At 63.6% G+C, this 24590-nt stretch carries 21 protein-coding genes; 17 read left to right on the top strand and 4 right to left on the bottom strand.

What is annotated here, in order from left to right; genetic code table 11:
* Nucleotides 1-14: 14 nt before the first annotated feature.
* Nucleotides 15-914, bottom strand: coding sequence for an alpha/beta fold hydrolase (locus BGO80_RS03475; protein WP_286719116.1), 900 nt, complete (start codon nucleotides 912-914; stop codon nucleotides 15-17).
* A gap of 118 nt (nucleotides 915-1032) precedes the next feature.
* On the opposite strand from BGO80_RS03475, the gene BGO80_RS03470 reads away from it, so the two are divergent.
* Complete coding sequence (locus BGO80_RS03470) at nucleotides 1033-1581, top strand: methyltransferase family protein (RefSeq protein WP_126150937.1); 549 nt, start codon at nucleotides 1033-1035, stop codon at nucleotides 1579-1581.
* Here the strand turns inward: BGO80_RS03470 and BGO80_RS03465 are convergent.
* Genes BGO80_RS03465 through BGO80_RS03455 form a run of 3 tightly spaced genes read right to left on the bottom strand, consistent with a single transcriptional unit; the run spans nucleotide 1578 to nucleotide 4549 of the window.
* Nucleotides 1578-2609 carry a histidine kinase dimerization/phosphoacceptor domain -containing protein gene (locus BGO80_RS03465; RefSeq protein WP_286719113.1) on the bottom strand — a complete coding sequence of 344 codons (1032 nt, stop codon included), beginning with the start codon at nucleotides 2607-2609 and terminating at the stop codon, nucleotides 1578-1580. The two genes, BGO80_RS03470 and BGO80_RS03465, sit on opposite strands and share 4 nt — an antisense overlap.
* 6 nt (nucleotides 2610-2615) lie before the next feature.
* Nucleotides 2616-3059: a response regulator gene (locus BGO80_RS03460; protein ID WP_126150939.1), complete on the bottom strand. Its 444-nt coding sequence runs from the start codon at nucleotides 3057-3059 to the stop codon at nucleotides 2616-2618.
* Nucleotides 3056-4549 carry a sensor histidine kinase gene (locus BGO80_RS03455; protein WP_286719110.1) on the bottom strand — a complete coding sequence of 498 codons (1494 nt, stop codon included), beginning with the start codon at nucleotides 4547-4549 and terminating at the stop codon, nucleotides 3056-3058. The genes BGO80_RS03460 and BGO80_RS03455 overlap by 4 nt, the downstream gene beginning before the upstream one ends.
* 204 nt (nucleotides 4550-4753) lie before the next feature.
* Here BGO80_RS03455 and rsmH point away from each other — a divergent pair, with 204 nt between their 5' ends.
* The 16 genes from rsmH to BGO80_RS03375 all read left to right on the top strand — a co-directional run bounded on the left by rsmH (nucleotide 4754) and on the right by BGO80_RS03375 (nucleotide 23903).
* Nucleotides 4754-5755, top strand: a complete 1002-nt coding sequence (gene rsmH / locus BGO80_RS03450; RefSeq protein WP_286719108.1) for a 16S rRNA (cytosine(1402)-N(4))-methyltransferase RsmH — start codon at nucleotides 4754-4756, stop codon at nucleotides 5753-5755.
* On the top strand, nucleotides 5752-6135 hold the full coding sequence (ftsL, locus tag BGO80_RS03445) for a cell division protein FtsL (RefSeq protein WP_126150940.1): 384 nt from the start codon (nucleotides 5752-5754) through the stop codon (nucleotides 6133-6135). Before rsmH ends, ftsL begins: the two co-directional genes overlap by 4 nt.
* Nucleotides 6135-7841 (top strand): peptidoglycan D,D-transpeptidase FtsI family protein, encoded by a 1707-nt coding sequence (locus BGO80_RS03440; RefSeq protein ID WP_126150941.1) that lies wholly within the window; start codon nucleotides 6135-6137, stop codon nucleotides 7839-7841. Before ftsL ends, BGO80_RS03440 begins: the two co-directional genes overlap by 1 nt.
* A gap of 24 nt (nucleotides 7842-7865) precedes the next feature.
* A complete protein-coding gene (locus tag BGO80_RS03435; RefSeq protein WP_223214211.1) occupies nucleotides 7866-9308 on the top strand; it encodes a UDP-N-acetylmuramoyl-L-alanyl-D-glutamate--2,6-diaminopimelate ligase in 1443 nt (480 codons plus the stop codon).
* A 225-nt stretch (nucleotides 9309-9533) separates the two neighbouring features.
* Nucleotides 9534-10931 carry a UDP-N-acetylmuramoyl-tripeptide--D-alanyl-D-alanine ligase gene (locus BGO80_RS03430; protein ID WP_286719104.1) on the top strand — a complete coding sequence of 466 codons (1398 nt, stop codon included), beginning with the start codon at nucleotides 9534-9536 and terminating at the stop codon, nucleotides 10929-10931.
* Between the two features lie 27 nt (nucleotides 10932-10958).
* Entirely contained in the window at nucleotides 10959-12044 is a 1086-nt protein-coding gene (gene mraY, locus BGO80_RS03425; RefSeq protein ID WP_126150943.1) for a phospho-N-acetylmuramoyl-pentapeptide-transferase, read from the top strand.
* A gap of 200 nt (nucleotides 12045-12244) precedes the next feature.
* Nucleotides 12245-13033: a DUF4394 domain-containing protein gene (locus BGO80_RS03420; RefSeq protein ID WP_126150944.1), complete on the top strand. Its 789-nt coding sequence runs from the start codon at nucleotides 12245-12247 to the stop codon at nucleotides 13031-13033.
* A 211-nt stretch (nucleotides 13034-13244) separates the two neighbouring features.
* Nucleotides 13245-14408 carry an FtsW/RodA/SpoVE family cell cycle protein gene (locus tag BGO80_RS03415; protein ID WP_126150980.1) on the top strand — a complete coding sequence of 388 codons (1164 nt, stop codon included), beginning with the start codon at nucleotides 13245-13247 and terminating at the stop codon, nucleotides 14406-14408.
* Nucleotides 14405-15523 (top strand): undecaprenyldiphospho-muramoylpentapeptide beta-N-acetylglucosaminyltransferase, encoded by a 1119-nt coding sequence (murG, locus tag BGO80_RS03410; RefSeq protein ID WP_286719101.1) that lies wholly within the window; start codon nucleotides 14405-14407, stop codon nucleotides 15521-15523. Before BGO80_RS03415 ends, murG begins: the two co-directional genes overlap by 4 nt.
* Nucleotides 15520-16941, top strand: coding sequence for a UDP-N-acetylmuramate--L-alanine ligase (murC, locus tag BGO80_RS03405; protein ID WP_286719100.1), 1422 nt, complete (start codon nucleotides 15520-15522; stop codon nucleotides 16939-16941). Before murG ends, murC begins: the two co-directional genes overlap by 4 nt.
* Nucleotides 16938-17858, top strand: coding sequence for a D-alanine--D-alanine ligase (locus BGO80_RS03400; protein ID WP_126150947.1), 921 nt, complete (start codon nucleotides 16938-16940; stop codon nucleotides 17856-17858). The genes murC and BGO80_RS03400 overlap by 4 nt, the downstream gene beginning before the upstream one ends.
* Nucleotides 17859-17887: 29 nt before the next feature.
* Complete coding sequence (locus BGO80_RS03395; RefSeq protein WP_126150948.1) at nucleotides 17888-18724, top strand: cell division protein FtsQ/DivIB; 837 nt, start codon at nucleotides 17888-17890, stop codon at nucleotides 18722-18724.
* Complete coding sequence (gene ftsA, locus BGO80_RS03390) at nucleotides 18721-20034, top strand: cell division protein FtsA (RefSeq protein WP_126150949.1); 1314 nt, start codon at nucleotides 18721-18723, stop codon at nucleotides 20032-20034. The genes BGO80_RS03395 and ftsA overlap by 4 nt, the downstream gene beginning before the upstream one ends.
* Before the next feature lie 201 nt (nucleotides 20035-20235).
* The gene (gene ftsZ / locus BGO80_RS03385) at nucleotides 20236-21900 is read left to right on the top strand and encodes a cell division protein FtsZ (RefSeq protein ID WP_126150950.1); all 1665 of its coding nucleotides are present in this window, start codon (nucleotides 20236-20238) and stop codon (nucleotides 21898-21900) included.
* Nucleotides 21901-22008: 108 nt separating this feature from the next.
* Complete coding sequence (gene lpxC, locus BGO80_RS03380) at nucleotides 22009-22965, top strand: UDP-3-O-acyl-N-acetylglucosamine deacetylase (protein ID WP_126150951.1); 957 nt, start codon at nucleotides 22009-22011, stop codon at nucleotides 22963-22965.
* Nucleotides 22966-23057: 92 nt separating this feature from the next.
* Nucleotides 23058-23903, top strand: a complete 846-nt coding sequence (locus BGO80_RS03375) for an outer membrane protein assembly factor BamD (protein WP_126150952.1) — start codon at nucleotides 23058-23060, stop codon at nucleotides 23901-23903.
* Nucleotides 23904-24590: the final 687 nt, after the last annotated feature.

The raw sequence follows: 24590 nt of genomic DNA, 5'->3' as shown, positions 1-24590 counted from the left end.
GTTTGTTCGCTGAATCACGCGGCGTCGATGCGCGCCGGGGCCGGAACCGGAATGACCTCGGCGGCGACGCGCTGGTCGCGACGACGTTCCTCGGTCACCACATCGGCGGCAAAACGGTAGAGCAGGGCGTTGAAGATGTTGGGATGGGTCATGAAGGGGACATGCGCCGCGCCATCGACGACATGGCACTTGCCGTCCCAGAGATTGGCATAGGCGAGGCCCTCGACATAGCTGCGACGCACCAGCGGATCACTCTCTCCGTTCACCATGGCCAGCGGAATGGGGGAAGTCTCGATCACCTGCCGCTCATCGGCGCTTTCCCGACGCAACAGGCTGGAACCGAAATGGGCGCGCATGCGGCCATCGGAACGCAGGATCATGTCGATCTGTTCTTCGCTGATCTCGTCGCCATAGCAGAGACGGGCAAAGCGCTCGGCATCGTAATGGGTAAACTCGGGCTTGACCGCGAGCAGCATGTCCCAGCGCGTCTGGAAGGCCCAGAGCAGGCTCAGCGGGTTATGCCCGACCGGCGAAGCGCCGCTGACCATGGCGCCGGCGATACGCCCGGAATGGCGCTGCATCATTTCCATGGTCACCTGGCCGCCCAGCGACCATCCCATGACGATCGCGCGCGACAGGGAAAGCCGGTCCATTGCCGCCGCCACGATATCGGCAAGGCCGGTGACGGTATAGTCGACCTGCGGCGTGCGTGCCGGCGAAGACGCACCGTGGCCGGGCAGGTCCAGTGCAATCACCCTGTGTGTATCGCCGAGCGGACCGTCCAATTGCTTGGAGAAAACCCCGGCATTGGCACCGGCGCCGTGCAGCATGAGGATGGGAAAACCGCTGCCCGCGCTCTCATAGGCGGCTAGTTGGGTCTGGGGCAGGGCGATGTTTGTCTGACTGACGGGCACGGGGGCACACTCCAAGAGTGTCCCCAGGTTTCCACATAGAGTTGTAAGCCGGGTTTCCAGAACTGGTTAAGATATGTTTCATATGCCGTGAGTTAGACGGTGGCGGGGGCGCAGGAAAATGGAAATGCTGCTGGATGGGCTGATCAGCCTCGTCGCAATTGGTGTGCTGGTCGCCTATGCTTGGTCGGTCAAGGCGCACTTCTTTTCCGAAGTCATGGGGCCGGGCGCCCGCGCCATCGCTGCCATGGTGGTGATCACCGCTGTGGTCTACTTCTATCTGACCTGGTTCCAGAGCCAGCCGCCGCTGGCTGCTCTGGCCGGGCTGGTGGTGATGCTCGCAGGCGCGGCGCTTTTTGCGGTCACCATTCGCGCCTCCCGTGCCGCCCGACTGCGATTCGTCTTCGACGATGCCCACCCCCACACGCTGCTCAACGAGGGGCCCTATCGCTATGTGCGACACCCCTTCTATGTGTCCTATTGCCTGTTCTGGATGGGCTGGGCGCTCTCGACCTGGTCGGCCTGGGCGCTCATCAATATCGCGATCATGCTGGTGCTCTATGTGCGCGCCGCGCAGGTTGAGGAGCGCAAGTTTGCCCAGTCGCCGCTGGGTGCGGATTATGCCGCCTATCGCGGGCGGGTGGGCTTCTTCATCCCGCGATTGGGCTAAGCCTCGAAAATCACCGATACCTTTGTGCCGGGACCCTGTCCGTAGGAGACATTGGCGCCCAGGCTGTGGGCCATTGCGCGCACGATGCGGCTGCCAAGGCCGGTGCCCTGCGGCTTGCCGGTGCCTGACCAGCCGATGCCGTCATCCTCGACCAGCAGGTGAATCTGCGCTTCCTGCCGCTCCATGCGCACCCGCACCTCACCCGGCTCGCGGCCGGAATAGGCGTATTTGAGCGCGTTGGTGACCAGTTCGGTGACGATCACGCCCAGCGATGCCACTTTTTCGGTGGGCAGCGGGAAGCTCTCGACGGCGAGGTGAATGCTGGCCGTGCGGCCTTCGGCCTGCATCGAGGTTTCGATCTCGCCCATCAGGCTGCCGAGATAGTCGGCGACCTGCACAAAGCGCACGTCCTCGGAGGTGTAAAGATGTCGATGTACGCCGGCGATCGCCTGGATGCGGGCCTGGGTCTCGGCAAGTGCGCGCTTGGCCTCGGGGTCATCGAGGGCATTGGCCTGCAGGCCCACCAGGGCCGCCACCATGGCCAGCGAATTGGCGACGCGGTGATTGACCTCGCCCAGGAGCATTTCTGCGCGTTCGCGCGCTTCGCGCACTTCGCGCTCGGCATTGGCCTTGGCACGGTTCAGCCGTACGCGGTCCATGGCGTGGTCGATTGCGGCGGATAGCAGCTCGAGGAATTCCTCTGCCAGCGTCTTTGGCACGAAGTCGGTGGCCCCCGATTTCAGCGCCGCCACCGCGATTGCGGTTTCTTCCGATCCGGTCACGTAGACCACCGCCGGGCGGTCTTCCATGTCGGCCATACCGGCCAGCACGTCGAGCCCGGTTCCGGTGGGCAGATAGTGATCGAGGGCGACTACGTCGACCAGGCCTGAGCGGATGGCGGCCAGCCCCTCATCGGCCGTCGAGGCATGCATGAACTGATAGCCGCGCCGCACCATGGCCTTCTGGACGAGGCGAGCCAGGCCCGGATCGTCATCGATATAAAGAACTTGCGGGGTGCGGTGGGGCATAATGGTTCAGTTGGACTCAGGGATTTGCATGACCGAGAAGAATAACCCGAGCTGCTTGATGGCGTGGGCAAACCCGTCATAGTCGACCGGCTTGGTGATGTAGACGTTGGCGCCCAGGTCATAGCAGCGCTGGATTTCGCGCTGGTCATCGGTGGTGGTGAGCACGACCACGGGGGAGCGTTTGGTGTGCTCGTTGTTCTTCACCTTCTCCAGGATGTCGATACCGGTCATATCGGGCAGGTTGAGGTCGAGCAAGACCAGTAATTGTCGCCCCTTGTTGACGAGGCCCGTTCCATCGGGGCCCAGCAAGTAGGCCAGGGCATCGGTGCCATTGGCAAAGGGCACGATTTCATTGGCGACGCCGGCGCGGCGAATGTTCTTCTCGATGAGGCGGGCGTGGCCTTCATCGTCTTCGATCATGATGATGGTGACGGGACGTGCGTCGTTCATTGCCCTGTATTCCCCAGATAGCTGCGCACGTCGCGCGGCAGGTTGATGATGAAAGTGGTGCCTTCGCCCAGCTTGGAGCTGAGCGTGATATCCCCACCCAGGCTACGCACCATGGTGCGCACATGGGCAAGGCCGATGCCTTCGCCAGGCTGGTTCTGCGAGCCGGAGCGGCGGAACAGCTCGAAGACGCGTTCATGGTCGGTATCGGCGATGCCGCGGCCATTGTCCTGGACTTCGATAGCCACCCGGTTGCCGGGCAGGTGACGCGCGCGAATCTCGACCACCAGCGGCCGCTCGGGTTGCTGGTATTTGATGGCGTTGTCGAGCAGATTACCCAGCACCTGCTCGAGCGAGAGTTTGTCGGTGACCAGTTTGGCCACCCGCACGTCGGTATTGATGCGCCCGTCCTTGTCCGCCACTTGGTGGTGTACCGCCGCTGCCGTGGCCTCGATCACTTCTGCCAGGTCCAACGTCTCGGGCTTGAGCTGGCGGCGGCCCTCGCGCGAAATCTTGAGAATGGCATTGATGAGACCGTCCATCTTGCGCGTCGCCGCGCGGATGAAGGTCACCGCCTCGGGCAGGTCTTCGGTGGCGGCGAGCCTGGCCTCTTCATAGGCGGGCGTGGCTTCGGGGGGATGCGAGGCCATGTAGTCGCGCAAGGTGGCGACGCTGGTCTCGAGCTCGCTGGTAAAGCCCATGACATTGACGAGCGGGGCGCGCAGATCGTGGGTCACGATATAGGCGAAGCGCTGGATTTCCTCATTGGCTTTGCCCAGGTCCGAAGTGCGTTCGCGCACCCGTTCCTCGAGGCTGGCATTGGCTTCTTCGATGGCGCGGCGGGCCTGGGCCAGTTCCTGCATGTAAGAGAGCACGGTCCAGATGGCGCCGGCGACGACGATCAGAATGAACAGCCCGCCGATGATGGATACCCATCGCAGAGCGGAGGTGGTGTTGCGCTGGTTGGTCACGCCTTCTGCGAGGCGGTTGTCCACCGCCTGCAGCAGTGCCTCCAGGAATTGTCGCGAGGAGTCCATCGCGGCCTTGCCAGCATCGGTGCGCACCTGCTCGATCGCCGCATCCACATTGCCTTGCCGCACGAGGTCCACGGTCTCGGCAAGCTCATTGAGCTTGAACCGGATATCGGCTTCAAGCTTGTCGAGCGGCGCTGCGGCCTCGGGGTAGGGCGCCAGAACGTCGCGCAATTCGGCCAGTTCGGCCTCGATCTTGGGAAGCGCCTGCTCGTAGGGCTCGAGGTATTTTTCTTCCTGGGTGATGATATAGCCGCGCTGTCCGGTCTCCGCATCCTGCAGGGTGGTGCGCAGATCGACGGCAGCGCGGCGGGCCACACGGCCCTCGAGCACTTCATCGAAATAAACCTGCGAACGCTCGACCAGCCAGACATTGGTGCCCACGATACCCAGCAGTGCCAGGAGACCGACGAGCAGCAGCAGCGCGGTGGACCTGACAAAGGTCTTGCTGGTTATAGGCATTGGACGCTTTTCCTCAACACTGGTGCCTTCATCACCCGAACCAGCGCCCAGCACAATATGCATAGATTAAGTCTGGTCACTTTTCGTTCCGTGGCGACGCTCCGCCGCAGCGCGCCATGGGAAACAGAATCTTAAGCGTCGCTATGCAAACTTGGGCAAAGTTAATGTATCCGGTCGGTGACCGGCAGTGGAGTTATGGCCGATATGGGCAAGCGTTCCATGCCCGATAGCGATGCGGCTGCTGGCCCGCACCGGCCCGTCCTCTTGGACGAAGTAGTGGCGGCGCTGGGGCCTCTGGTCGGTTGCACGGTGGTCGATGGCACATTCGGCGCGGGCGGCTATTCGCGCGCCTTGCTCGAGGCGGGCGCGTCGGTAATCGGCATTGATCGCGACCCGACCGTGGCGCCGCATGTCGAGGCGCTTACCGCCGATTTCCCGCAACGCTTTTCTTTTGTTGCCGGCACGTTTTCCGAACTGGACCAGCTGGCCCAGCCGTTTGGCGCCATTGACGCGGTAGTGCTCGATATTGGCGTGTCCTCCATGCAGCTCGACCAGGCCGAACGCGGCTTTTCTTTCATGCGCGACGGCCCGCTCGACATGCGCATGAGCCGCTCCGGGCCCAGCGCCGCCGATCTTGTCAACGAGCTCGAACAGGACGACCTGGCCAATCTGCTCTATGCCTTTGGGGAAGAGCGCAAGTCGCGGCGCATCGCCCAGTTCATTGTCGCTGCGCGCAATGAGGCGCCGATCGCCACGACCCTGGAGCTGGCGCGAATCATCGAGAAGGCCATTGGCCGCAAACCGGGGGATGCTCATCCGGCGACCCGCTCGTTCCAGGCGTTGCGCATTGCGGTGAATGGCGAATTCGACCAACTGGTCGAAGGCCTGTTCGCGGCAGAGCGTCTCTTGTCCGAGGGTGGCCGACTGGCTGTGGTCAGCTTCCATTCGCTCGAAGACCGCATCGTCAAACGCTTCTTCGATCCCGACAAGGGCGGGCCGACGGCGTCCCGGCATCTGCCGCAGATGGCCGCCGAGGCGCGCCGCTGGCATCCTGTCGCAAAGGCCGTGAAATCGGGCGAGGCCGAGCTGGCCCAAAACCCCCGTGCGCGTTCCGCTGTGCTGCGCTCTGCCATCCGCACCAGTGAGGCGGCGCGCCCCGTCCGGCTCGACGGGCTCAGCGTGCCGCAGGTGGGAGGCGCCGCATGATCCGCAGCCTTAACATCTTCCTGATCTTTGCCAGCATCGCCATGCTGGCGGGCGTCTATGCGCTCAAGTTCTCCATCGAGGGCACTGCGGCGGAGCGCACGGCGATGCAGTCCTTCATCCATGAGCAGGAAGGCCAGTTGTCGCTGCTGCAGGCCGACTGGGCGGTGTTGAACCAGCCCGGCCATGTGGAGCCGATCGTGCGGCGACATGAGGCGGAGCTGGCGATTGGCCCGGTCAAGCAGGAGCAGTTCGGTTCGTTTGCAGCCCTGCCCATGCGTCCGGCCAAGCCGAACAGCGCCGCTATGGATGCGCTGTTCGAATCCATCGCTGCCGGCATCGACCCCATCGATGCCATCCTTGAACTGGAAGGGATCGAATAATGGCCATTGCCGATCACTTCGCTGCCACCATCGCCCTCGACGGCGCGCGCAAGCAGCGTGGCAATCTCACCCAGGCCCGCATTCGCTGGATGATCCTGGCGCTGGTCATCGGCTTCGGCCTGGTCGGTGCCCGCCTCGTTCAGCTTGGCATGGTGGTACCCGACCAAACCATCGAAGGGCAGACGCGCGACGCCATCCAGGCCAGCCGCCCGCCGATTCTCGACCGCAATGGGCTGGAAATGGCCGTCGATATCCGCGTGCCCTCGCTCTATGCCGAGCCGCGCCGCATCATCGACGTGGAGGAGGCGGTGCAGAAGCTGCGCACCGTCCTGCCGAATCTGGACGAAAAATGGCTGCGCAATCGCCTCACCGGCGACAAGGGCTTCGTGTGGGTGCAGCGCGAGCTGACGCCCTCGATCCAGGAACAGGTGATGCGGCTGGGCATTCCCGGCATCGACTTCATCACCGAATCCAAGCGCTTCTATCCCGGCATGAACGAGGCCGCCCATATTCTGGGTTCGACCAATGTCGACAATCAGGGCATTGCCGGCATCGAGCGGCGCATGGACACCGAATCGGTGGCGCTGCTGCAGGAGCTGGGGCTGGCGCGCGGCAATGCGCTGACCCCGGTCGAGCTCAGCGTCGACATGCGGGTGCAGCACATCATGCACGACCAGTTGGTCGATGCGATGACCCGCTACCAGGCCATCGCCGCCGCCGGCGTGATGGTTGATATCTATACCGGCGAAGTCATCGCCCTGGCTTCGGTGCCCGATTTCAACCCCAATGAGCCGGCGACTGCGCTGGTCAAGGACACGTTCAACCGCATCACCGCCGGTATCTTCGAGCCGGGCTCCACCTTCAAGACCGTGACCTTTGCCGGGGCGCTGGATAGTGGCGCGGTGAAGCTGACCGACCAGTTCGATGCGCGTTATGGCGTGCGCTTCGGCCGCTTCACCATCGACGACTTCCACGGCAAGCACCGCATTCTCAGCCTCTCGGAAGTCTACAAATACTCGTCCAATATCGGCACGATCAAAATCATGCAGGCCATGGGCAAGGACAATTTCCGTGCCTTCCTGTCGCGCATGAAGTTCGACCAGCGCGTCCCGTTCGAACTGCCGGAAATGCGTGTCCCCTCCGTGCCAAAGGACCTGTCCGAGGTCGGTGCGGCGACCGCCTCGTTCGGCCACGGCCTGTCGGTGTCGCCGCTGCATCTGGTCACCGCCTATGCCGCTTTCGCCAATGGCGGCAATTACGTTCCGCCGACGCTCTACAAGCGCGACATCGCCGAGGCCGAGCCGCTTTACGAGCGTGTGGTCAGCCCCACGACCAGCGAGGCCATGCGTTATCTGATGCGCCTCAACGCGCTCGAAGGCTCGGGCAGCCAGATGAATCGCGCCGCCCAGGGCTATCGCGTCGGTGGCAAGACCGGCACCGCCGAAAAGGTGGTCGATGGCCGCTATTCGTCGAGCAAGGTCACCAACTTCTTCGCCTCGGCTTTCCCGCTCGACAATCCCCGCTATGCCATGGTGATCATGATCGACGAGCCCAAGGCTGAAAACCCTCAGTCGGGCACCACTGCCGGCTGGAATGCCGGCGCCGTGACCGGGCGTATCGTCCAGCGCGCCGCGCCGATGCTGGGCGTGGCGCCCGACTTCAGCGAAGCGCTCGACCGCGACATTGTTCCTCCCGTTCTCCGCTAGATCGATCCAGAAGGATTTGCATTCGTGTCACTCAGCGTCACACAACTGCTCGAAGGCTCCGGTGCCAAGCCCAAAAAGGGGCTCGGCGCCGTCTTTGGGCTGAATTCGGATAGTCGGCGGATCGAGCCGGGCGATATCTTCTTCGCCCTGCCGGGCAACAAGGTGCATGGCAACCAGTTCGTGTCCGATGCGGTCGAGCGTGGCGCGCTGGCAGTGGTGACCGACATGGCGCCGCCTGGTGATCCCGGCGTGCCGGTGATCGTGGTGCAGGACGTGCGCGCCGCCTATGCCCGAGCGGCCAGCCGGGTGTTCGAGCCGCAGCCGGAAATTCTCGTCGCCGTCACCGGCACCAATGGCAAGACCTCCGTCGCCTCCTTTGTGCGCCAGATCTGGGATCATGCCGGCATCGGCGGCGCCAGCATCGGCACGCTGGGCGTCGAGACCGCCAAGCGCCGCATCGAAGGCGCGCTGACTACGCCGGATTCGCGTACGCTGCACCAGGCGATGCGCGCGCTCAAGGCGCAGGGCATCGACCATGTCGCGCTCGAGGCCTCGAGCCACGGTCTCGACCAGCATCGTCTCGACGGCATTCATTTCGAGGCCGTCGCCTTCACCAATCTCAGCCGCGACCATCTCGACTACCACGCCGACATGGACGAATACCGCAACGCCAAGCTGCGCCTGTTCACTGACCTCCTGGTCGATGGTGGCGCCGCCATCGTCAATGTCGACGATCCCGAGCACGAGCAGTTCATGTTCGCCGCCCTTTCGGCCAGCGCCACGCTGCTGACCGTAGGCCGGGAAGGCGCCTATATCGAAATTCTCTCCATCCAGCCCGAAGGCTATGGCCAGCGCGTCGAAGTGCGCCATATCGGCGAGAAAGTCAGCTTCCACCTCAGAATCCCGGGCGAATTCCAGGTGTCGAACGCGCTGATCGCGGCGGCCCTGGCCATGTCCTCGGGCGTCGACAAGGCCGATGCCTTTGCCGCCCTGCCGGAACTGGTTGGCGCGCGCGGCCGTCTTGAACTGGTCGCCGAGCACAATGGCGCTGCCATTTTCGTCGATTATTCGCACAAGCCCGAAGCCCTGCGCACCGCGCTCACCACGCTGCGTCCCTATGCGCCGGGCAAGCTCCGCGTCGTTTTCGGCTGCGGTGGCGATCGCGACAAGGGCAAGCGCCCTCAAATGGGCGAAATTGCCAGCCAGCTTGCCGATGACGTGATTGTCACCGACGACAATCCGCGCACCGAGGACCCGGCCGCCATTCGCGCCGAAGTCCTGGCCGGTGCCAAGGGGGCAAGGGAAATCGGTGACCGCAAGCAAGCCATTGTCGAGGCCATCGCCTCGCTGCAGAAGGGCGACGTCCTGCTCGTCGCCGGCAAGGGCCACGAGACCTACCAGATCATCGGCAGCACCAAGCACCACTTCTCCGACCACGAGGTCGTGCTTGAGGCGATCAAGGGGTAATTCTGGCCCCGCCAATAGGGTCTGCGATTTGGGAAGCCCCGCATGCGCGGTGTCTTCTGCTTCCCTCCCCCTTGAGGGGAGGGATCGAGGGAGGGGGTCCATCAGTGACGCACGAAACTACCCCCTCCCAAGCTTTGCTACGGCCTCTCGGCCTAGCGTCGCTACCCTCCCCCCAAGGGGGAGGGGCGCTAAAGCCAATAGGCCAGTGATACTCGGGCAGTTCAAATGACCCCACCTCTCTTCACCCTCGCTGCAGTTCTCGACGCCACCAGGGGGCGGGCCGAGGGCGTTGCGGCAGAGGCGATCAATTCCATCTCCATCGACTCGCGCGAACTGGGCCCCGATGCGCTGTTCGTCGCCATCAAGGGCGACCGCTTCGATGGCCATGATTTCGTCGATACCGCTTTGGCCAATGGTGCGGCGGCGGCACTGGTGAGCGAAGGGCGCAGCGCCGGCCCGGGCCGCATTCATGTTGCCGATGCGCTGGATGGCTTGCGCGATCTGGGGCGCGCCGCGCGGGCCCGCAGCCGGGCCTTCATCGTCGGGGTGACGGGAAGCGTCGGCAAGACCACCACCAAGGAAGCCCTGCGCACAGTGTTCGAAGCGGCCGGCCAGACCCACGCCTCGATCAAGAGCTTCAACAATCACTGGGGCGTGCCGCTGATGCTGGCGCGCATGCCGGAAAATGCGCAGTTCGGCGTGTTCGAAATGGGCATGAATGCGCCCGAGGAAATCCGGCCGCTGAGCCGCATGGTCCGGCCGCATGTTGCTGTCATCACCTCGATCGCGCCGGTGCATCTGGAAGGGCTTGGCAGCATCGAGGCCATTGCCCGCGCCAAGGCCGAGATTTTCGACGGACTGGAGCCGGGCGGCACTGCCGTCATCAATGCCGATCATGGACAATTGCAGCTATTGCTCGATGCGGCCGCGGCGGCAGGCGTTGCCAATGTCGTCACCTTCGGCTTCGCCCGTGGCGTCGATTGGCAGATTCTCGATCCGCAGACCGATGCATCCGCGTCCAGCGCCACCATTCTGCATGGCGAGCAAAGCTATAAGCTCGGCCTGGCCGTGCCTGGGCGGCATATGCTCTCCAATGCCACGGCGGCGCTGGCGGTTGCGCATCTGGCCGGCATCGCGCCGGAGGTGGCGCTGCGGGCGCTTGCCGGCCTTGCAGCCCAGCCGGGCCGTGGCGAACGCCTGCGACTGGGGCCGGACGATAAGCCGCTGCTGGTCGTCAACGAAAGCTATAATGCCAATCCGGTGGCCGTCGTGGCGGCGCTGTCGGTGTTCGGCCAGATCGAGCCGGCAGGCGGGCGCAAGGTGTTGGTGCTGGGCGACATGCTCGAGCTCGGGCCACAAGCCGACCAATTGCATGCCGGCCTTGCAGACGCCGTTCGTGACAGCGGCGCAGAACGCATTTATCTCGTCGGCCCACACATGGCGGCGCTGGCCGCCGCGTTGCCAGATGCTGTAATGGCCGGACATTTCCCGAGCGCCGCGGAAGCGGTGAACGTGATTGTCGACGACCTTGCCTATGGCGACGCTCTTATGGTCAAAGGGTCAAATGGTGTCGGGCTTTCCCGCCTCGTCAGTGCAATCACGACGCGGTTCGGGCAAAGCTAAGTCACCCAACCAGGATAGCGGACAGCAATGCTCTATTTTCTCGGCCAGTTGGGTGAGCAATTCGCCGCCTTCAACGTGTTCCGCTACATCACCTTCCGCACGGCCGGAGCGGTGATTACTGCACTGTTCTTCGTGTTTCTTTTCGGCCCCGGCATGATCGCGCTGTTGCGCCTCAAGCAGGGCAGGGGCCAGCCGATCCGCGAGGATGGTCCTCAGGGGCACCTGCTGACCAAGAAGGGCACGCCCACCATGGGCGGGCTGATGATCCTCTCCGGCGCGGTGATCTCGACGCTGCTCTGGTCCAATCTCAGCAATGGCTATGTCTGGGTGGTGCTGTTCGTCACCATCGGCTTCGGCGCCATCGGCTTTTACGATGACTATCTCAAGGTCAAGCGCATGAGCCACAAGGGCTTCGGCTCCAAGCAGCGCCTCTTGCTCGAAGCCTTGATCGGCGGCATCGCGGCTTTCGCCATTTCCCAGCTGGCGGCTGGCGCCTATGGCACCTCGCTGCTGTTCCCCTTTGTCAAGGATCTGGCGCTCAATCTGGGCTATTTCTACATCCTGTTCGGCGGCTTCGTTGTCGTCGCGGCAGGCAATTCGGTCAATCTCACCGATGGGCTCGATGGGCTCGCCATCGTGCCGGTGATGGTTGCTGCCGCCTGCTTCGGTCTCATCGCCTATCTCGTCGGCAGCCAGAACTATGCCGATTACCTGCTGCTCAATGCCGTCCCCGGTACCGCCGAACTGACGGTGGTCTGCGGTGCGCTGATCGGCGCCGGGCTCGGCTTCCTGTGGTTCAACGCCCCGCCGGCACAGATTTTCATGGGCGATACCGGCTCGCTCGCCCTGGGCGGTGCGCTCGGAACCATCGCCGTGGCCACCAAGCACGAGCTGGTGCTGGCCATTATCGGCGGTCTCTTCGTGCTCGAAGCCGTCTCGGTAATCGTGCAGGTCGCCTCGTTCCGCCTCACCGGCAAACGTGTCTTCCGCATGGCGCCGATCCACCACCATTTCGAGCATCTGGGCTGGACCGAAAGCCAGGTGGTGATCCGGTTCTGGATCATTTCCTTCGTCCTGGCGCTGATCGGCCTCTCAAGCCTCAAGCTGCGTTAGGCGGCACTTTCAGACCCAATCTGTAAAAGGGCGGCCCCAGGGTCGCCCTTTCTGTGGTCACGGTCTCGTGTCCACCATGTTCGATACCAGGCGAAACTTTGGGCGCGTCTCTTCGTAGCTCTATTGACGATAGCACAGTCGTCCGAGCCATCCCCAAGCCGCCATCTTCCCTGAGCGGCGCAACAACGAGGAGACTACCCATGACTGCTACCGCCCGTTTTACCCTTGTCGCCGCCCTGCTTGCCGGCACGGCTTCGCTTGCCACCGCCGCCCATGCCGCCTCCGCCATCGGCCTTGTCGATGGCAAGACCCTGGTGATGTTTGATACCGAAACCCGCGCCGTCTCCGGCACCATGGACGTGACCGGCGTCGACGGTCTGGCCGGCATCGACGTTCGCCCCGCCGACAAGATGCTCTATGGCGTCACGCTTTCCGGCGATGTGGTCACCATCGACACCGCCACCGGTGCCGCCACCGTCAAGTCCACCCTGTCGGAAAAGCTCCCGAGTTTTGAAGGCGCAATTGTCGACTTCAATCCCATGGCCGACCGCCTGCGCCTGATGGGCACGGATGGCACCAATCACCGCGTCAATGTCGACGACGGCTCGGTGACCGTCGATGGTTCGCTGGCCTACGAGGCTGGTGACATGCATGAAGGCGAGACGCCCGCCATCGTGGCGGCTGCCTATACCAATTCCATCGGCAAGCCCGAAGCCACCAAGATGTTCGACATCGATGCGACCATCGTGGCGCTGGTGCAGCAGGTCGCGCCCAATGACGGTACGCTCAAGGCCATCGGCAAGCTCGGGGTCGAGGGTGGCAGCAGCTATGCCTTCGATATCTCGGCGACCGAAGACCTGACCAATACCGCTTATCTCGTGGTCGATAATGTGCTGCATACGGTGGATCTCGACAGTGGCGCGGCCAAGGCCTGGGGGGCTATCGAGGGCGTTGACGGTATGATCAGCGATATCGCCATCCTGCAGTAGTGCTGGATCGGGGAGGGGCTTTCCGGCCTCCCTTTGCATCGCTCCCCTGCCTCCCGGGAGCGATGGCTTGCGGTGAACGCCTCGGGCTCTTGCCCGGGGCGTTTTCGTCAGTGGCGCTGACTCGCAAAACGCGAAATCCCTTACCAAATCGGTAACCATCGACAGTTACAATTCGATGCAGTTTGTATCGAGTACCAGTGTTGCGCCGATGATGTTCTCCCGCGCCGAAAAAACCCCGCTGGCCGAGTGGTGGTGGTCGATTGATCGCGAATTGCTCGGCGCCCTGGTGCTGCTTCTGGCTTGCGGCATGGTGCTCAGCTTCGGCGCCAGCCCGCCGGTGGCCGAGCGCATCGGGCTCAACGAATGGTATTTCGTGCTTCGCCACGGGCTTTTCGTACTTCTCGCCATTCCCGTCATGCTGGCCACCTCCTTGCTCAGCCATCGCCAGGCGCGCTTTGCAGCGCTCGGCGTGCTGATCGTCATGACGCTGCTGTTATGGGCAACCTTGCGCTTCGGCACCGAAGTAAAGGGCGCGCGGCGCTGGATCACCATTGCCGGCCAGTCAGTGCAGCCCTCTGAATTCGTCAAGCCGGCCTTTGCCGTGATCGGCGCCTGGTTGTTCTCCGAATTCATGATCCATCGCAACGTGCCGGGGCGGACCCTGGCGACGATAATCATGCTGGCCATCGTCTCGGGCCTCTTGCTGCAGCCCGATATCGGCCAGACGGCGCTTGTCTTCGCCACCTGGGCGGTGCTGCTGTTCCTGTCCGGCATTTCCTGGTGGATCATTTTCGGCCTTGCCGGTGCGGCCGGTGGCCTGCTCTTCGGCGCCTATCTGTTCTTCCCGCACTTCGCCCGCCGCATCGATACCTTCATCAACCCTGATGGCGGCGGCAATACCTACCAGATCGACCGCGCCCTGCAGTCGCTGCTCGAGGGCGGCTGGTTCGGCCGGGGGCCGGGCGAGTCGATCGCCAAGAAGCTCATCCCCGACGCCCATGCCGACTATGTGTTCTCCGCCGCCGCCGGCGAATTCGGCATTCTGTTCTGCATGGGTCTCGTCGGCGTCATCGCCTTCATCGTGATCCGCGCCATGATCGCGGCCCAACGCCAGACCAGCCTGTTCGCGCGTCTTGCCGCATCGACAATTGCCATCCAGTTCGCCATGCAGTCCGGCATCAATCTTGCGGTGAATCTCAACCTCATCCCGCCCAAGGGCATGACGCTGCCATTCGTGTCCTATGGCGGCACGTCGATGATTGCGGTCGCCTTTGCCATGGGCCTGATGCTGGCCTTTACCCGAACCAAGCCAGAGGAACGCATGGCCACCGGACTTCCCTCCTATCGCAGCGCCGTGGTCGCGCCCGCCGAATGAAGACCTTCGTTCTCATGGCCGGCGGCACGGGTGGACATCTCTTCCCGGCCATGGCCCTTGCCCAGGAACTGATCCGCCGCGGCCATGCCGTCGAGCTGATGACCGATCATCGCGTCGACAGCTATGGCGCCGATTTTCCGGCCCGCCAGATCCACATCATTCCCGCCGCCACGCCCTCGCTCAGCAATCCGATAAAATTCGTCGGCGCCGGCTTCACCATCCTGCGTGGTGTCGCCACCGCCTTGGGCAAGCTGCGCAAGACGCGGCCGGACGCGGTTATCGGCTTTGGTGGCTATCCCACTTTTCCGCCGTTTATCGCTGCCAGCCTGCTCGGTATTCCGGGTATCCTGCACGAGCAGAATGCGGTGATGGGGCGGGCCAATCGGGCGCTCACCCGTTTTGCCGATGTGCTGGCGCTGAGCTTTGCCAAGACGCGCTTTGCCGATGCGGCCTCGCTCGAAAAGATCGTCACCGGCAATCCCGTGCGCGACCGGGTGCGGCCGCTGGCCGGCCGTCCCTATCCGCTGCTCGATGATCGCGGCACCATCCGTCTCGTCGTCACCGGCGGCAGCCAGGGCGCGCGGGTGCTGTCGGACCTGGTGCCGGCCGCCATCGCTCTGCTACCCGACGCTTTGCGCAATCGCCTCCAGATCGTGCAGCAGGCCCGGCCCGAGGATATCGACCGGGTGGCCGAGAGCTACCGCCAGTCGCGCACCAGCGTGTCGCTGGCCAGTTTCATCGGCGATCTGCCCGATCGCATCGCCGATGCCCATCTGGTGATCTGCCGGGCAGGGGCCTCCACCATTACCGAGCTTGCAGTGATCGGCCGTCCGGCCATCCTGATCCCGCTGCCGGGCGCGCTGGATTCCGACCAGAAGTATAATGCCCTGTTCCTGCAGGAGGGCGGCGGCGGCTGGATGGAAGAGCAGGCCACGCTTTCACCGCAATCGCTTGCCACTCGCCTGACCGAACTGCTGAGCGACCCGCCGCGCCTGGCCGCGGCTGCATCGGCCGCCCGCGCCTTGGGCCAGCCCCGCGCCGTGGAAAAGCTGGCCGACCTCGCCGAACTGCTGGCCGGCCGAAATACCCAGATCGAAGGAAGACAATTATCATGAAGATGCCGCGTAACATGGGTCCGGTGCATTTCATCGGCATTGGCGGCATCGGCATGAGCGGTATCGCCGAAATCCTGCACAACCAGGGCTATACGGTCCAAGGCTCGGACGCCTCAGCCAATACCAATGTACAGCGCCTGCGCGACATGGGGATCAAGGTCGAGATCGGCCAGAGCGGCGACAATCTCGGCCAGGCCGAAGTGGTGGTCGTCTCCTCCGCCATCCGCAAGGACAATCCCGAACTGGTAGCGGCCCGCGCCAAGGCTTTGCCCATCGTGCGGCGCGCCGAAATGCTGGCCGAGATCATGCGCTTCAAGACCGCCATCGCCATTGGCGGCACCCATGGCAAGACCACGACCACGACGCTGGTCGCCACACTCCTCGACGCCGGCAATCTCGATCCCACCGTCATCAATGGTGGCATCATCAATGCCTATGGCACCAATGCCCGTCTGGGTGCCGGTGAGTGGATGGTGGTGGAGGCCGACGAGAGCGACGGCACCTTCGTCAAGCTGCCCGCCGACGTTGCCGTGGTGACCAATATCGACCCCGAACATCTCGACCACTATGGCGATTTCGATGGGGTCAAAAAGGCCTTCCACCAGTTCGTCGAGAACGTGCCCTTCTACGGCTTCGCGGTCATGTGCCTCGACCACCCGATCGTGCAGTCGCTGGTCGGCGATATCCGCGACCGCCGCGTCATCACCTATGGCCGCAATCCGCAGGCCGATGTGCGCCTCGTCGATCTCGAAAATCATGACGGCGTCCAGCATTTCGCCGTCGAAATCCGCGACCGTATCCGCCAGACGCAATTGCGCATCGACGGGCTGCAATTGCCGATGCCGGGCGTGCACAATGCGCTCAACGCCACCGCCGCCATCGCCGTGGCCGACCAGTTGCATGTCCCTGCCGAAGCCATCCGCAAGGGTCTCAAGGGCTTCACCGGGGTGAAGCGCCGCTTCACCAAGACCGGCGAGGCCGGCGGCGTCACCGTCATCGATGATTACGGCCATCACCCGGTCGAGATCGCCGCCGTGCTCAAGGCCGCCCGTCAGTCGGCGCGCGGTGAGGTCATCGCCGTGGTACAGCCGCACCGCTTCTCGCGCGTCCACGACCTGTTCGACGATTTCGCCGCCTGCTTCAACGATGCCGATACCGTCATCGTCGCGCCGATCTATGCGGCGGGCGAACAGCCCGTCCCGGGCGTCACCCATGAGGAACTGGTCAACCGCATCCGGGCCCGCGGCCATCGCGATGCCCGGGTGCTCGATAGCCATGAGGCTCTGGCGCCGCTGCTCGCCTCGCGCGTCAACGAGGGCGATTATGTCGTCTGCCTCGGTGCCGGCAACATCACCCAATGGGCCGCTGCGCTGCCGGGCGAATTGGAAGCGCTGATGGGGGCGGGAGCCACCTCATGACAAAACATGTCGCCGTCCTGATGGGGGGGCTCTCCAATGAGCGCCCGGTATCGCTGAGTTCGGGCAAGGGCTGTGCCGAGGCGCTGCGCCGCGCCGGTTATCGGGTGACCGAAGTTGATGTCGGCTACGACATTGCCGAACGCCTGCGCGCGCTTCAGCCCGATGTCGCTTTCAATGCCCTGCATGGCCGTTTTGGAGAGGACGGGACCATCCAGGGCGTGCTGGAATTCCTGCGCATTCCCTATACCCATTCGGGCGTGCTGGCCTCGGCCTTGGCGCTGGACAAGCACCAGGCCAAGATCATGCTCAAGGCCGCCGGCATTCCGGTCACCGATCACGTGATCGCCGGCCGCGCCGAAGTGGGCCGGGCCCATGTCATGAAGCCGCCCTATGTGGTCAAGCCCATCGCCGATGGCTCGAGCTTCGGCGTCTTGATCGTCAAGGCCGACCAGTCCCATCCGCCGCAGGAAATTCTGGGTGCTGATTGGGATGGCGGCGAGACGCTGATGGTCGAGCGCTATATTCCCGGCCGCGAACTGACCTGCGCGGTGATGGGCGGGGTGGCACTGCCGGTGACCGAGATCGTCACCGATCTGGCCTTCTACAATTATGAGGCGAAGTATTCTGCCGGTGGATCACATCACGTGTTACCGGCGCAGATTTCACCGAAAATTTACGACAAAGTCCAAAAGATGAGCCTGATGGCGCATGAAGCGCTGGGCTGTCGCGGCATCACGCGCACCGACTTCCGGTACAATGATGCGGCGGGCGAAGATGGCGAGCTTGTCTGTCTGGAAATCAACACCCAGCCGGGCATGACCCCCACCTCGCTGGCGCCCGAGCAGGCGCTGCATGCGGGCCACTCCTTTGAGGATCTGGTCTCCTGGATGGTGGAGGACGCGAGTTGCAACAGGTAAAGAGCGAGGCTTTTCTCGCCGGAGCGCGGATGGTCGATCCCCGCGCACTGCCTGTTCCTGCCCGGCCGCAGCGGCAGCGGCTGGCGGGGCGTTTTACGCGCATCCGCGTGCTGCATGGCCGTGCCATCCGCCGTGGCCTGTGGATCGCCGCCGCTCTTGTCGGCGCATTGACGCTTTATCAGGTGCGCGAACCGATCGGTGCCTTTGCCGGTACCCTTGGAACGCTCGCGCAAGGCGAGTTTGCCGAAGCCGGCATGGCCATTGGCGAGATTTCGATCACCGGGCAGACACTGACCTCCGAGCAGGCGATCTTCGACGCGCTGGGCATTCAGCCCAATGCCTCGACCCTGGCCTTCGACGTGGAAGCGGCCCGCCAGCGTGTCGCGCAATTGCCGGCCGTCGATACGGTCAGCGTCCGCAAGACCTATCCTGGCGACGTGTCGGTGGTGATTGCCGAGAAAATCCCGGTCGCCCGCTGGCGGGTTGATGGCGTCACCTTCGTCATCGACGGGGCAGGCGAGCAGATCGGCGAGGATCGTGGCGCTTACAGTGACCTGCCGCTGGTGATCGGCGACGGCGCCGCTGACGATGCGCTGGCCATGATCCGGGCGCTCGATGGTTTCCCGCATCTGCGCAATGGCCTCGTGGCGCTGTCCCGTATCGCCGACCGGCGCTGGGACATGATCTACGACACCGGCCTCCGGGTGCAGCTGCCCGAGCAAGGCGTGGCGCAGGCCTTGCGCAAGCTCACCTCTTATCAGAACGAATTCCAACTGCTCGACCGCGATGTCAGCATCATCGATCTGCGGATCGACACCATCGTGGCCGTGCGCCCCAACAAGACCGAAGACACCGAAAAATCATGATGACCGATGCGATGACCTCGCGGCTCCGCCCCGTTCTGCCGGGCAAGACCACCCTGGTGGCCGTGCTGGACATCGGCTCGACCAAGATCTGCTGCGTCATCGCCCGCCTCACGCCCCGCGCCGAGGGCAAGGCACTGCGCGGACGCACCCATCAGGCCGAGGTGATCGGTTTCGGCTATGGCCCGTCTTCCGGCGTCAAGAGCGGTGTCGTCACCGATATCGAAAAGGCCGAGCAGGCGATCCGCACCGTGGTCGGCATGGCCGAGCGCGCTGCCGGTCTGACGCTGGAATCCGTCCTGGTCAACGTCACTGCCGGTCGGCTGGGTTCCGAAACCTTCTCCGCCGCCGTGTCGCTCGACGGACAGGAGGTCGAGAAGGCCGATATCGTGCGCGTGCTCAAGGCGGTCAATTCCCGCTCGGTGCGCCCGGAACGCTCGATCATCCATGCATTGCCGATCGGTTACGCCCTGGATGGCCAGAAGGGCATTCGCGATCCCCATGGCATGGTGGGCGAAAAGCTCGGTGTCGACGTCGCGGTGATTTCGGCCGAGACGCTGGCCATGCGCAATCTTGAACTGGTGTTGCATCGCTGCCACCTGCAGATCGAGGCACTGGTCGCCACTCCCTATGCCTCGGGTCTCGCGACCCTCGTCGATGACGAGGCGCAATTGGGCGTTGCCTGCATCGACTTCGGCGGGGCCACCACCACCGTTTCGGTCTTCAATGACGGCCATATGGTCTATGCCGATGCCATCGCCATTGGCGGGCATCACCTGACCCTCGACATTGCCCGCCAGCTCTCGGTCAGCGTTGCCGATGCCGAACGGCTCAAGACGTTGCATGGTTCGGTCCTGCCGGGCCAGGCCGACGAGCGCGAGATGATCCCGATCCAGCCGGTCGGGGCCAGCCATGACGAGGCGCCGGGGCAGGTGGCCCGTTCGGTGCTGACCCGCATCATGCGACCGCGCATCGAGGAAATCCTCACCGCGGTGCGCGACCGCATGCAGGCCACCGGCATGATGGATGTCTGCGGCCGCCGCTTCGTGCTCACTGGTGGGGCCAGCGAAATGACCGGCCTGCCCGAAGTCGCCCGCCGCACTCTGGCGCGCAATGTGCGCAATGGCCGGCCCATGGGCATTGCTGGCCTGCCCGAGATCGCCAAGGGCGCCGCCTTTGCCAGTGTCGCCGGCATGCTCATCTATCCGCAGGTCTGCAGCCAGGAATATGCCGAGCCGCGCGGCACCCGTAAGCTCACCGGTACCGATGGCTATTTCGCCCGCGTCGGCAACTGGCTGCGCACGAGCTTCTGATTTTTTTGACGGTCCGCTGGTCTTGAGCCGCGCCCACAGATGCTGGGGTGCGGGCGGCCTTTCATGGTTAACGCTTCCTGAATGCGTAACGCCCCGATGTCGCATTTTGCCTTTTCGTTAACGCGAAGGCTTCAATTGTTAGGACGCGGTTAACGAATTGGAGGGTAAATCTTAATCAACCACGCCACTATGGGGCCATTTATGACCATCAACCTCACCATCCCGGACATTCAGGAACTCAAGCCCCGCATCACCGTGTTCGGTGTCGGCGGTGGTGGCGGCAACGCCGTTAACAACATGATCGAATCCGGCCTGGACGGTGTCGATTTCGTCGTCGCCAATACCGACGCACAGGCGCTTTCCCTCAGCAAGGCACAGCGAATCATTCAGCTCGGCGTCGGTGTCACCGAAGGCCTGGGCGCCGGCTCGCACCCGGAAGTGGGTCGCGCTGCAGCCGAGGAAAGCTGGGACGAGATCAACGACCATCTCAGCGGTTCGCACATGGTGTTCATCACTGCCGGCATGGGCGGTGGCACGGGCACCGGCGCAGCACCCGTCGTGGCGCGCGCCGCTCGCGAGCAGGGCATCCTGACGGTTGGCGTGGTGACCAAGCCGTTCAATTTCGAAGGCAACCGCCGCAGCCGTCTGGCCGAGGACGGGATCGATGAGCTGCATCGCCATGTCGATACGCTGATCGTCATTCCGAACCAGAACCTGTTCCGCGTCGCTAACGAAAAGACCACCTTTGCCGACGCCTTCGCGATGGCCGACCAGGTGCTGTTCTCCGGCGTGGCCTGCATCACCGACCTCATGGTCAAGGAAGGCCTGATCAACCTCGACTTCGCCGACGTGCGCGCCGTCATGCGCGGCATGGGCAAGGCGATGATGGGCACCGGCGAAGCCTCTGGTGAAGATCGCGCCCGCCACGCCGCCGAGGCTGCCATTGCCAATCCGCTGCTCGACGATGTGTCGATGCACGGCGCTCGTGGCCTGCTGATCTCCATCACCGGCGGTCCGGACCTGACCCTTTACGAAGTCGACGAAGCGGCCAGCCGCATCCGCGAGGAAGTCGACGTGGACGCCAATATCATTCTCGGCGCCACCTACGATCCGAACCTCAACGGCACGATCCGCGTGTCCGTGGTGGCCACCGGTACCGACGCCACCATGGTCCAGGCGCTCGAGCCGGCCAAGCCGCATGCCTCGCGCACCCCGCTTTCGGTCAAGCGCCATGTGCCCGTCGAGCCGACCCGTTCGGTCGTGCCGCCGGCTCCCGAGCCGGTCATTGCCGAGGTCGAAGAGATCGGCCAGCAGGTGGAAGCCGCCGTTGCCGAGGCCTTTGCCGCCCAGCGCCCGCTGCAGCAGTCCATGCTCGAAGATGACGGCGTTTTCGTCGAGCCCTATACCCCGGCCGCCGAAATCCATCACGAGCCCGAAGAGGTTCAGATGGTCGAAGAACAGCCGATTCCGAGCGTCTATGTGCCCTCGCACGCAGCCCGCCCCGAAGGTCAGCGCCGCATGCCGCGCACCGAGGAGCTTCCGGCTGTTGCGCGCCGGACACAGGACGCGCAGGAACGTCATGAGGCTGAACCGCGAAATGCCCGTGCCCTGTTCAAGCGCCTGGCGTCCAATGTCGGCCTGAACCTGGGTCAGCAGGCCGCTGAAACCCGTCAGGAGCCCCGCACTTCGACCGCCGACGACGCCGCTGCCCGCAGCGCAATTGAGGCCGGTGGTGCAAGGGCTTCGCGGGTTCCGCCCGCTAGCGAAGGCGCTCGTGGCACCCTCGATAACCAAGGTCGCCAGCCGGCCCAGCCGCAGCAGAAGGATCACCTGGAGATCCCGGCCTTCCTGCGCAAGCACGGTTAATTCCCTGTAAAGGAAACCCTGAAACATGGCTCGGCGCGGCTTTCGCGCCGAGTTTTTTTTAGCTAGGTGTTTGGCGAGCGTGAATGTTCGGCGGAGTATCCCTACAGTATGAACAAGCTTTCGACACGCCAGCGCACGCTCGCCGGTGAGATCAAGTTCGCCGGTTACGGTGTGCACAGCGCCCAGCCGGTTACCCTCGTCATTGGTCCGGCCGCTCCCGACAGCGGCTACCTCATTCGCCGCGAGATCGGCGAAAACAGCTTTACCCAGCCCGTTCCGGTCCACTTCTCCCGCGTCAGCCGCACCACGCTGTGCACCACGCTCGACCTGGGCGACAGCGTCAGCGCTGCCACGGTGGAGCACGTCACCTCCGCCCTCTCCGGCATGGGCGTCGACAATGCGCTGATCACGCTGGACGGGCCGGAATGCCCGATCATGGATGGCAGCGCCTATCCCTTCGCCACCGCGATTCTCGAGGTCGGCCTCGAAATTCAGCCGGCGCAGAAGAAATTCCTCAAGGTCATGCGCGCCGTCACCGTGCGCAACAATGACGCCTTCGCCGCGCTCGAGCCCTATAATGGCCGGGCACTCGACCTCGAGATCGACTTCGACTCCAAGGTCATCGGCCGCCAGCGCATGATTTTCGACTGGACGCCGCGCCGCTATTTCGAGGACGTGTCGCGCGCCCGTACCTTCGGTTTCGCCCGCGACGCCAAGATACTGCGTCAGGCCGGCTATGCCCTGGGCTCCAGCCTCGACAATTCCATCACCGTGCATGAGGATCGTATCCTCAATCCCGGCGGGCTGCGCTTCGAAGACGAATTCGTCCGGCACAAGCTGCTCGACGCGATTGGTGATCTGTCGCTGGGCGGCATGGCGATCTGGGGCCGTTTTCGCTCCTACAAGGGCGGGCACGCGCTCAATGCCCATGTTTTGGCCGGTCTCTTTTCCAGCGAAGCCAATTATGAGATAGTCACGGCCGATGAGCTGCCGCTGGAATTCGAGGCCTTCGATGACCAGCCGGACGGCTTGGAGGTTCATCACTATCTGCGGTCCGTGCGCTGATCCGGTCTTCCGGCCCTCGGCGACGCCACAGTTTTGATCCATTTGCTAATTACGCCGCAGCCCAATGCGGTATTTGAGGAACGGGGCAGTTCGTGAAGCTTGACGTTGTAAGCCAGTTTTCCCGCGGGGCCGTTCGGCTCGCTGCCATGGCGGTCGTGGCCTCGTTTCTCGCAGCCTGTTCGGGCATGAATCTGTTTGGCCCGCCCAAGGTCAAGGAAGAGCCGATCATTCCGGCCGCTGCGCTGTATCAGGGCGCGCTGGACGATATGGATCGCCAGTACTACCAGACCGCCATCAAGAAGCTCGAGCAGCTCGAACGCCAGCATCCGCGCGATCCGCTGACCGAGAAGGGCAAGCTGATGCAGGTCTATGCGAATTATCGCACCGGCAAGTTTGAGCCGGCCATTCTGGCCGCCGACCGCTATCTGGCGCTCTATCCCAATGGCAAGGACGTGCCTTATGTCCTCTGGCTCAAGGGCACGTCCTATTTCGCGCAGATCAAGGACATCACCCGTGACCAGCAGCTGTCGCGCGACGCCATCGACACCTATACGCTGCTGATCAACAACTATCCCAAGTCCGAGCATGCCAAGGACGCCAAGGACAAGCTCCTCGTCGCCTATGACCAGCTTGCCGGCAAGGAAATGTCGGTCGGCCGCTACTATCTCGGCAATGGTCAGTACACCGCCGCCATCAACCGCTTCCGCGAAGTGGTCGAGAAGTGGCAGACCTCGACGCATATCGAGGAAGCCCTCTACCGCCTGACCGAAGGCTATCTGCTGCTCGGCCTCACCAACGAAGCCATGTCCGCCGCCGCCGTACTCGGTCACAACTACCCGTCCAGCGACTGGTACAAGCGGGCTTTCGAACTGCTCGGCAAGCAGGGCCTGGCGCCAAACCTCAATTCGGGCAGCTGGCTGGCAGCCCATCGCAGCTAAGCCTTGTGCACACGAATTTGAAAAGGGCCCCGATCGGGGCCCTTTTTGTTTGGCCGAGAGGCAAATGGTCAGCCTGGCGCGACAGGGCAACAAGCACAGTGGTGGGCGGTAAAAAGCGTGCCAGCGCCTGGACCATTTCAACTTAGGCCATTTCAACTTGAGGTGGACTTTGGGCGCTTTCGCTTCCCTCCCCCTTGAGGGGAGGGATTGAGGGAGGGGGTCCATCAGTGGATCGCTAAACAACCCCCTCCCAACCTCCCCCTGAAGAAGGGGGAGGAGCTGCATCCAGTTGTGGGCAAGAGTCAGTCAAAAGCACCAGTCCGTCCCCCTCGCCCTTGCGGGGAGGGTTGGGGTGGGGGATGAGACCCCTGTGCCAATTCGCCATATGCGATAGCCCTCCCCCTCCTTCAGGGAAATGTTCACTTTGAGCGCATTGGGAAGCGCTTAGGCTTCGGTTTTGCTCTCCCTCCCCCTTCTACAGGGGGAGGTTAGGTGGGGGTGCTGCAGGTTCAGCAAACGCCCATCAACGAACGGAGTCCTGGAGGGTTCAGCACCCCAATCCTCATTCCCAGTCCATTCGAGCACCACGCAAATCCGTGTTGCCAATTTGTTCTGGTTTGCTATCATGCGGATCGGCCTCGTGCTGCTCGTCTTTGCTGTGGAAGCGGTGATGGCGCGCCCGTGAAC

It is taken from the genome of Devosia sp. 63-57 (genome assembly GCF_001899045.1).
GTDB classification, from domain to species: Bacteria; Pseudomonadota; Alphaproteobacteria; order Rhizobiales; family Devosiaceae; genus Devosia; species Devosia equisanguinis.
This window is presented reverse-complemented; position numbering and strand designations above follow the sequence as displayed.